This window comes from Shigella sp. FC1567 (assembly GCF_001743015.1).
Lineage (GTDB): Bacteria > Pseudomonadota > Gammaproteobacteria > Enterobacterales > Enterobacteriaceae > Escherichia > Escherichia coli.
On sequence record NZ_MIIV01000083.1, the window covers coordinates 1 to 8,411 of the forward strand.

Genomic DNA, 8,411 nt, shown 5'->3' on the forward strand with positions numbered 1-8,411 from the left:
CCCCAGAGAAGTCAGTGGGTTACGCAGAGAATCGTAACGGGATACCAGATCAAGAGCCTGTCCAATGTGCATAAAAAAATCCGGAAACAAGTGAGCGTTTCCGGATTCTTACACAGCCACTGGATCGGTCAACTGATCCTTAACTGATCGGCATTACTCCGGGATGTGCTGTTTCAGCCTCGCGACCAGCTCACGCTGTGTCAGCGTTTCCGTCGCCGTTTCTCCCGTTTTGTGGTCCAGGTAACGGAAGCTCAGGCTCGCCCCTCCGTTGTAATGTGCCAGCCGGGAGGCCGCTATCGGCGGCTTCTTCAGATAACGACCCAGGTAGCGCGCCGTATTCCTCCCGCCGGCCATTTTCTTCGACATGTACATCAGGCGCGGAACTCATCGGGGCGCGGGAATGAAATCCCATTCAGACTCCGGATAGATTCAAGCAAGCCCACTTATCGTCAAAATCGGTGTTGCAAAAACGGGAGTGACCATAGATCCGTTTTCCAAGCGGACCCCATAATATCGGCTGGTAAACATCACTCGCTAGTGCATTCTTTTTGTTGGTAATGATAATTATTTACATTTATTCTTTGATGTTTTATCATAATTAATGTTTTATCAATAAATATATGGAAATATATTGTTTCAGATGGGAATATGAGAAAGTTCATCCTTATTTCTATGATAACGTTAGCTAGTGTTAGTCTGGGAGCCTGCAGACAGAATGCCACCATAAAGCAGGATGCGCCAGGGCAGAAAGCTTTCCTGATTGACGGGCAGATTTACGATTTGCACAGTGGCAAAATTATTTCTAGCAGCGAGCTTTTGGCGGATCTTGCTACCGCTCGACATCTTATTATTGGTGAAAAACACGATAATGCCGAGCATCATCAGATTGAGCTTTGGCTTATTCAAAATCTGCTCATCCAGCGACCACAGGGGAGTGTGTTGCTTGAGATGTTGACGTCAGACCAACAGCCCCGAGTTAACCAAGTTAAATGTTGGCTGAAAGATAATCCTGTGGTTCGAGATAGCCGTGTTCAGGAACTACTTAACTGGCAAAAAGGGTGGTCCTGGGAGATGTATGGCGACATCGTCATGCAGCTATTACGTGGGCCTTACCCGCTGCTCAATGCCAACATTGGCCGGGAGCAGATGTTGGCACTGTACAAAAAAAACGAATTTCCTAAAGGAAAAAAATCCACTGCACCTGTGGTACAAGAAGCTCTGCGTGAAACCATCATAGCTATGCATGAAGGCAACCTTGAAAGCCAGCAACTGACGTCAATGCTCTCTGTTCAGCAGCAGCGGGATCGCTACATGGCCCGCCAGCTTCTGAGTGCCCCGGTACCGTCGTTGTTGATTGCAGGTGGTTATCACGCGTCAAAAAACATGGGCGTACCGTTACACATGGAAGATCTTGCCACCGGCACCCATCCAGTGGTGTTGATGCTTGCAGAAAAAGGAATGAACATCACAGTAGATCATGCTGACTACGTGTGGTTTGTAGCGCCAGATACAACAAAAAGGTAAACCATGGATGATGAATATTCTCCACTTCCCACAGTCGGTAAAATGGAGCAGCTGGTTTATCTGTTCTCTACTGCTTCATGGACTGATTTTCCTTACGTTTATCTGGCGTTTTTCCGAAGTTCAGCCCGCTATGTCTCCTGCACCGGCGATCATGCTGCAATGGGCAGAAATTATAGAGGCTCCTTCTTCTCCACTTTCGCTTCCGGTGGGAATCGCTCAACAGGAGTCCGCAGTGACAGAAGAAAAGCAACAAACTGAGGACAGACAACAACGTCCTGTCACTGAAGACAGTGATGCAACCATTGAAATAACTAGGAAGAAAAAGTCATCCGATGGAGAAAAGAAAAAGACACGTCCACCTCGTAAGATAAAGGCTCAAACCAGCGACAGCAACCCCACAGCCGTTTCCAGTAATGCTGCACCTCAGGCTCTGGTCGAATCGTCCCGTATTGCTGCGCCTTTTAACAGTGACTCAACAAAGCGAGATAATTCTGAGGCATCTTGGGAAAGCAGAGTAAAAGGCCACCTTAACCGTTATAAACGTTACCCTGGCGATGCCAGAAAACGTGCACGAACCGGCACAGCCGTTGTGACTTTTACCGTAAACACGGAAGGCACTATTGTCAGTAGTTTCTTGGAAATCTCGTCAGGAACCCTTTCTCTTGACCGCGAAGCTATTGCTGTTTTAGAACGCGCTCAACCACTTCCCAAACCACCGCCTGAAATATTGGAGGGAGGATTATTTAAAGTAAAAATGCCGATTACCTTTAAGTTGAAGGAGTAAAGGGATAATTGGCCGTTCAAGTTCATTTAACTGAAATTTAATTTTCATTTTTATGCTGAACATTTTATCAAACTTTTCCACTGTCGAAAAAATCAAAAAGACAGTAGATCATAATTAATAAACAAATAGTTATACTTATCTTTATTAATATTATATCCAAGGAAATTTATGAACGTTATAAAACTGGCTATCGGCTCAGGCATATTATTGCTCAGCTGCGGTGCTTACTCACAATCCATCAGTGAAAAAACTAATTCCGACAAAAAAGGAGCGGCAGAATTCAGTCCGCTCAGCGTTTCTGTCGGGAAGACGACCAGTGAGCAGGAAGCTCTCGAGAAAACAGGCGCGACCAGTTCCCGGACAACGGACAAAAACCTGCAATCACTTGACGCAACAGTGCGTAGTATGCCTGGTACTTATACTCAAATAGATCCTGGTCAGGGAGCAATCAGTGTGAATATTCGAGGCATGAGCGGATTTGGTCGTGTAAACACTATGGTCGATGGTATTACCCAGAGTTTTTACGGAACCTCTACCTCCGGAACAACGGCGCATGGTTCAACTAACAATATGGCTGGCGTACTTATAGATCCTAACTTACTGGTAGCAGTTGATGTTACACGCGGTGACAGCAGTGGCTCTGAAGGGATCAACGCCCTTGCCGGTAGTGCAAATATGCGTACTATTGGCGTTGACGATGTAATATTTAACGGTAATACATATGGCCTTCGTTCACGTTTCTCTGTCGGTAGTAATGGGCTGGGACGCAGCGGAATGATCGCCCTTGGTGGAAAAAGCGACGCTTTTACGGATACGGGAAGCATTGGCGTTATGGCTGCTGTGAGTGGCAGTTCTGTGTACTCTAATTTCTCAAATGGTTCTGGAATTAACAGCAAAGAGTTTGGTTATGATAAATATATGAAGCAGAACCCCAAATCCCAACTGTATAAAATGGATATCAGACCAGACGAATTTAACAGCTTCGAACTTTCCGCTCGAACCTATGAAAATAAATTTACACGTCGTGATATAACCAGTGACGACTATTACATTAAATATCATTACACCCCTTTTTCTGAATTAATTGACTTTAACGTAACGGCCAGTACCAGTCGCGGTAATCAAAAGTATCGTGATGGCTCGCTGTATACTTTCTACAAAACCTCAGCGCAAAATCGTTCTGACGCGCTGGATATCAACAATACCAGCCGGTTCACTGTCGCGGACAATGAACTGGAGTTTATGCTGGGCAGCAAACTGATGCGTACCCGCTATGACCGGACCATTCACTCAGCGGCGGGCGACCCGAAAGCGAATCAGGAATCGATCGAGAACAATCCGTTCGCACCCTCCGGCCAGCAGGATATTTCAGCGCTGTATACCGGGCTGAAGGTTACGCGCGGCATCTGGGAGGCAGATTTCAATCTCAACTACACACGTAACAGGATCACAGGGTACAAGCCCGCCTGCGATTCACGCGTTATCTGCGTGCCACAGGGTAGCTACGATATTGACGATAAAGAGGGTGGCTTCAACCCTTCAGTTCAGCTTTCTGCTCAGGTAACACCATGGCTTCAGCCGTTCATTGGCTACAGCAAATCCATGCGCGCCCCGAACATCCAGGAGATGTTCTTCTCTAATTCAGGAGGCGCATCCATGAACCCATTCCTGAAGCCTGAACGTGCAGAAACCTGGCAGGCGGGTTTTAACATTGATACCAGAGATTTACTGGTCGAACAGGATGCCCTGCGCTTTAAGGCTCTGGCGTACCGCAGCAGGATCCAGAACTACATCTACAGCGAGTCTTATCTGGTTTGTTCTGGAGGTCGTAAATGCAGTATGGCTGAGGTGATTGGCAATGACTGGGAGGGCATTAGCGATGAATACAGCGACAATATGTACATCTACGTTAACTCGGCAAGCGACGTTATTGCAAAGGGCTTCGAACTGGAGATGGATTATGATGCAGGTTTTGCTTTTGGCCGACTCTCTTTCAGCCAGCAGCAAACAGACCAGCCAACCTCCATCGCCAGCACCTACTTTGGCGCAGGGGATATGACCGAACTGCCCAGAAAATACATGACGCTGGATACTGGTGTTCGCTTCTTCGATAACGCGTTGACCCTGGGCACTATCATAAAATACACAGGCAAGGCTCGTCGCCTGTCGCCTGATTTTGAGCAGGACGAACATACCGGCGCAATAATCAAACAGGATTTGCCGCAGATCCCAACGATTATCGATCTCTATGGTACTTACGAGTACAACCGCAACCTGACACTGAAACTTTCGGTACAAAACCTGATGAACAGAGATTATTCGGAGGCGCTGAATAAGCTCAACATGATGCCAGGTCTTGGTGACGAGAGCCACCCAGCCAATTCCGCGCGTGGCAGAACATGGATATTTGGCGGGGACATTCGTTTCTGATGACAATTTCCGCCAGGTTCAGACAATACGTTTTCTCTCTTATGTCAATTTTATTGCAGGAACGAAAAATGAATATTTTTACTTTATCCAAAGCACCGCTATACTTGTTAATTTCACTATTTTTACCCACGATGGCCATGGCTATCGATCCACCTGAACGCGAACTTTCGCGATTTGCCCTGAAAACGAATTACCTTCAGTCCCCTGATGAAGGCGTCTATGAACTGGCGTTTGATAATGCCAGTAAAAAGGTGTTTGCAGCAGTCACCGATCGTGTAAATCGTGAAGCCAATAAAGGCTATCTGTATTCGTTTAATTCAGATTCGCTGAAAGTCGAAAATAAATACACGATGCCATACCGGGCATTTTCGCTGGCGATAAATCAGGATAAACATCAGCTCTATATCGGACACACCCAGTCAGCGTCCCTGCGTATCAGTATGTTTGACACCCCAACCGGTAAACTGGTAAGAACCAGCGACAGGTTAAGTTTTAAAGCGGCAAACGCTGCAGATTCGCGTTTTGAGCATTTGCGCCATATGGTTTACAGCCAGGATTCCGATACCCTGTTTGTGAGTTATAGCAATATGCTGAAAACGGCCGAGGGCATGAAGCCTCTGCATAAGCTGTTAATGCTCGACGGGACGACGCTTGCCTTAAAAGGCGAGGTTAAGGATGCTTACAAAGGTACAGCGTATGGTCTGACGATGGATGAAAAAACACAGAAAATCTACGTTGGCGGAAGAGATTACATCAACGAAATTGATGCGAAAAATCAGACGCTGCTGCGTACCATCCCGTTGAAAGATCCGAGACCACAAATCACAAGTGTGCAGAATCTGGCGGTGGACTCCGCTTCTGACCGTGCCTTTGTGGTGGTATTCGACCATGACGATCGTTCCGGTACAAAAGATGGCCTCTATATTTTTGACTTACGCGACGGTAAACAGCTTGGCTATGTGCACACAGGAGCCGGAGCTAACGCGGTGAAATACAATCCGAAATATAACGAACTGTATGTCACCAACTTCACTAGCGGCACCATCAGCGTAGTGGATGCCACCAAATACAGCATCACCCGTGAATTTAACATGCCGGTCTACCCAAACCAGATGGTGTTGTCGGACGATATGGATACCCTTTACATTGGCATCAAAGAAGGCTTTAACCGCGATTGGGATCCTGATGTGTTTGTGGAAGGAGCTAAAGAACGTATTCTGAGCATTGATTTGAAAAAGTCGTGATCGGGGGAAAAAACATGGGATAAAAACTCCGTTATTCCACTAAACTGGCCGGACTAGGAAAAGCAAACATCTCTGTCCTGCCGGTACGCCTGTTACGCCGCTCCATGAGGCTGAGGAATCTCCAGAAAACGAGACAGGCACAGCATTGTACGATCAACTGATTTGTGCCAATAATTCAATGAAATCACAGCTATGCCTGTTCACGTATAGGAAATTGAAAAACTAAGCGATACCACTGTCCGCGTCTTATGCCTCGTGCGGTAAGCTGTTTTTCACATCACGCCGGTGTTTTTTTCTTTCTGTGGACGGTTTTAATACTGTAATCGGCCGTTTTTTATACTTACCCCGATTCCCGGGCGCACTTATCCTGCATCACCCCGGGATATACCTCAGCAGACTGATATCCCGCGCGTTTTTCTTCAGCCCCTCCACATTCAGTCCCGCGATGACCCGGCGGTATACCATCCGGCCGCCACACAGCACGCATTCGAACGGGTCACGACTCAGGAACTGTTTCACCATTTGTGCATAGCACACTTTCGCCACTGGTTCCGGTTTATCCTGTTTTTATAACGGTAATTGCAGACCATGACAAACCGCAGCCGTCAGGCTGCCTACTCGAGTCACAAGGCTCTCTGTGTCCGATATGCCGGCAGCGCATTACCCATGAAACTGGCTGGAACGTACACCATAAGGTGAAGAAAGTTATGGGGGGCGGTGAAGAATTATCTAACCTTGTCTTGTTACATCCAAATTGCCATCGACAGTTACACAGTTGTGAAGCCGGCTCTCTCAAAAAGGGCTTATAAAGGCTTGAGCGGTGTACCGGGAAACCGGTATGCACCGTTCTTAGGGGAGGGCAGTCCAGCAATGAACTGTCCTTACCCGACAAACATCCAAAACGAACGGAACGTGCTGGAATCCGCATATAACCCGTTGTAAAGTGAGGAAATGGACACCTCACTTGCTCATGAGAACGCCCGCCTGCGGGCACTGTTGCAGACGCAACAGGACACTATCCACCAGATGGCTGAATACAACCGCCTGCTCTCACAGCGGATGGCGGCTTATGCTTCCGAAATCAACCGACTGAAGGCGCTGGTTGCGAAACTGCAGCGTATGCAGTTCGGTAAAAGCCCAGAAAAACTTCGCGCAAAAACCGAACGGCAGATTCCATTTTCACGGGCGATCTACGCCACACAGGCTCTGGGTTGCAGTGACTGCTCCATTAAGGCGATTTTGAACTCATAAGGGAAGTAACAAAAAAACTGCAAAAGTACAATAATTATATATGGCCAAACTAACCTCTATTAAAAAAACATCAGTTTTTCACACTTAGTTGAGCTTCATGAAAAAATCATCGAGGATTTCATTGCAGAATACACATTCCACTAACTGGAAGCACTCCATAAGAGGAATCAGAGAAAGTATCGTTTTTTTATAGTAAAATTCATTGCTGTTCAATAAAATTGATATAATTATTAAATTATGGAAATAATTTCACAAAAAAGATTAACTTGAGTTCTTAAGCATCGGATTTTAGATATTTTGAAATATCTGGCATCACATAACATCAAAAGTATATAATACCCTTATCTAATTACATGCAGTATATTGTATATATACTCAAAAATTGTAATTCATACCCTACTATATCTTGTGGGGAAAGATATTAATTAAAACTGTTTTCATATAAGGTTCATTTTATGAATATATCAGAAACACTGAACTCAGCAAATACCCAATGCAATATAGATTCTATGGATAACAGATTACATACATTGTTTCCAAAAGTGACATCAGTGCGAAACGCTGCACAACAAACTATGCCAGATGAAAAAAATTTAAAAGATAGTGCAAATATTATTAAAGATTTCTTTAGGAAAACTATAGCAGCACAAAGTTATAGTAGAATGTTCTCTCAAGGCTCTAACTTTAAATCTTTAAATATAGCAATTGATGCACCATCAGACGCTAAAGCCTCATTTAAGGCTATTGAGCACCTTGACAGATTATCGAAGCATTATATATCTGAAATAAGGGAAAAACTTCATCCTCTTTCTGCAGAGGAACTCAATTTGCTTTCGCTAATTATTAATTCTGATTTAATCTTCAGACATCAAAGTAATTCTGATTTGTCTGATAAAATTTTAAACATTAAGTCATTCAATAAAATTCAGTCTGAAGGAATATGCACAAAACGAAACACATACGCTGATGATATAAAAAAAATAGCTAATCATGACTTTGTGTTTTTTGGCGTTGAAATCTCTAGCCATCAGAAAAAACACCCCCTGAATACAAAACATCACACTGTTGATTTTGGTGCAAATGCGTATATCATTGATCATGACTCTCCATATGGATATATGACATTAACCGATCACTTTGATAATGCTATTCCACCTGTTTTTTACCATGAGCACCAA

Annotated in this window: 6 protein-coding genes and 5 pseudogenes; 7 read left to right on the forward strand and 4 right to left on the reverse strand. The window is 44.9% G+C overall.

What is annotated here, in order from left to right; all coding sequences use genetic code 11:
• Both BHE85_RS27275 and BHE85_RS06540 read right to left on the reverse strand, forming a co-directional pair.
• The coding region (locus tag BHE85_RS27275; protein WP_047199464.1) for a hypothetical protein at window positions 1-90 on the reverse strand (90 nt) is incomplete at its 3' end.
• Window positions 91-156: 66 nt separating this feature from the next.
• Window positions 157-372 (reverse strand): annotated as a pseudogene (locus BHE85_RS06540) (IS91 family transposase); the annotation flags it as partial.
• 276 nt (window positions 373-648) lie between these two features.
• Between BHE85_RS06540 and BHE85_RS06545 the strand changes: the two are divergent.
• The 4 genes from BHE85_RS06545 to senB all read left to right on the forward strand — a co-directional run bounded on the left by BHE85_RS06545 (window position 649) and on the right by senB (window position 5,982).
• Window positions 649-1,524, forward strand: coding sequence for a ChaN family lipoprotein (locus BHE85_RS06545; protein ID WP_001224619.1), 876 nt, complete (start codon window positions 649-651; stop codon window positions 1,522-1,524).
• 7 nt (window positions 1,525-1,531) lie between these two features.
• A complete protein-coding gene (locus tag BHE85_RS06550; RefSeq protein ID WP_000981089.1) occupies window positions 1,532-2,308 on the forward strand; it encodes an energy transducer TonB family protein in 777 nt (258 codons plus the stop codon).
• A gap of 168 nt (window positions 2,309-2,476) precedes the next feature.
• Window positions 2,477-4,738: a TonB-dependent receptor domain-containing protein gene (locus BHE85_RS06555; protein ID WP_001100761.1), complete on the forward strand. Its 2,262-nt coding sequence runs from the start codon at window positions 2,477-2,479 to the stop codon at window positions 4,736-4,738.
• Between the two features lie 68 nt (window positions 4,739-4,806).
• Window positions 4,807-5,982: an enterotoxin production-related protein TieB gene (senB, locus tag BHE85_RS06565; RefSeq protein WP_001020414.1), complete on the forward strand. Its 1,176-nt coding sequence runs from the start codon at window positions 4,807-4,809 to the stop codon at window positions 5,980-5,982.
• A 372-nt stretch (window positions 5,983-6,354) separates the two neighbouring features.
• Here the strand turns inward: senB and BHE85_RS27280 are convergent.
• Window positions 6,355-6,543 (reverse strand): annotated as a pseudogene (locus tag BHE85_RS27280) (IS91 family transposase); the annotation flags it as partial.
• Here BHE85_RS27280 and BHE85_RS28035 point away from each other — a divergent pair.
• The gene (locus BHE85_RS28035) at window positions 6,507-6,791 is read left to right on the forward strand and encodes an HNH endonuclease signature motif containing protein (RefSeq protein ID WP_073692212.1); all 285 of its coding nucleotides are present in this window, start codon (window positions 6,507-6,509) and stop codon (window positions 6,789-6,791) included. The pseudogene BHE85_RS27280 and the gene BHE85_RS28035 sit on opposite strands and share 37 nt — an antisense overlap.
• 142 nt (window positions 6,792-6,933) lie before the next feature.
• A pseudogene (locus tag BHE85_RS06580) lies at window positions 6,934-7,155 on the forward strand (IS66 family transposase); the annotation flags it as partial.
• Window positions 7,156-7,175: 20 nt separating this feature from the next.
• On the opposite strand, the pseudogene BHE85_RS06585 reads toward BHE85_RS06580, so the two are convergent.
• Window positions 7,176-7,238 (reverse strand): annotated as a pseudogene (locus BHE85_RS06585) (IS66-like element accessory protein TnpA); the annotation flags it as partial.
• Window positions 7,239-7,688: 450 nt separating this feature from the next.
• Between BHE85_RS06585 and ospC1 the strand changes: the two are divergent.
• Window positions 7,689-8,411, forward strand: a pseudogene (ospC1, locus tag BHE85_RS06590) (type 3 secretion system effector OspC1); the annotation flags it as partial.

Excerpts from the sequence above, each read along its gene's own strand:
- BHE85_RS06545 (WP_001224619.1), top strand. The coding sequence starts at position 649 with ATGAGAAAGTTCATCCTTATTTCTATGATAACGTTAGCTAGTGTTAGT.
- BHE85_RS06550 (WP_000981089.1), top strand. The coding sequence starts at position 1,532 with ATGATGAATATTCTCCACTTCCCACAGTCGGTAAAATGGAGCAGCTGG.
- BHE85_RS06555 (WP_001100761.1), top strand. The coding sequence starts at position 2,477 with ATGAACGTTATAAAACTGGCTATCGGCTCAGGCATATTATTGCTCAGC.
- senB (WP_001020414.1), top strand. The coding sequence starts at position 4,807 with ATGAATATTTTTACTTTATCCAAAGCACCGCTATACTTGTTAATTTCA.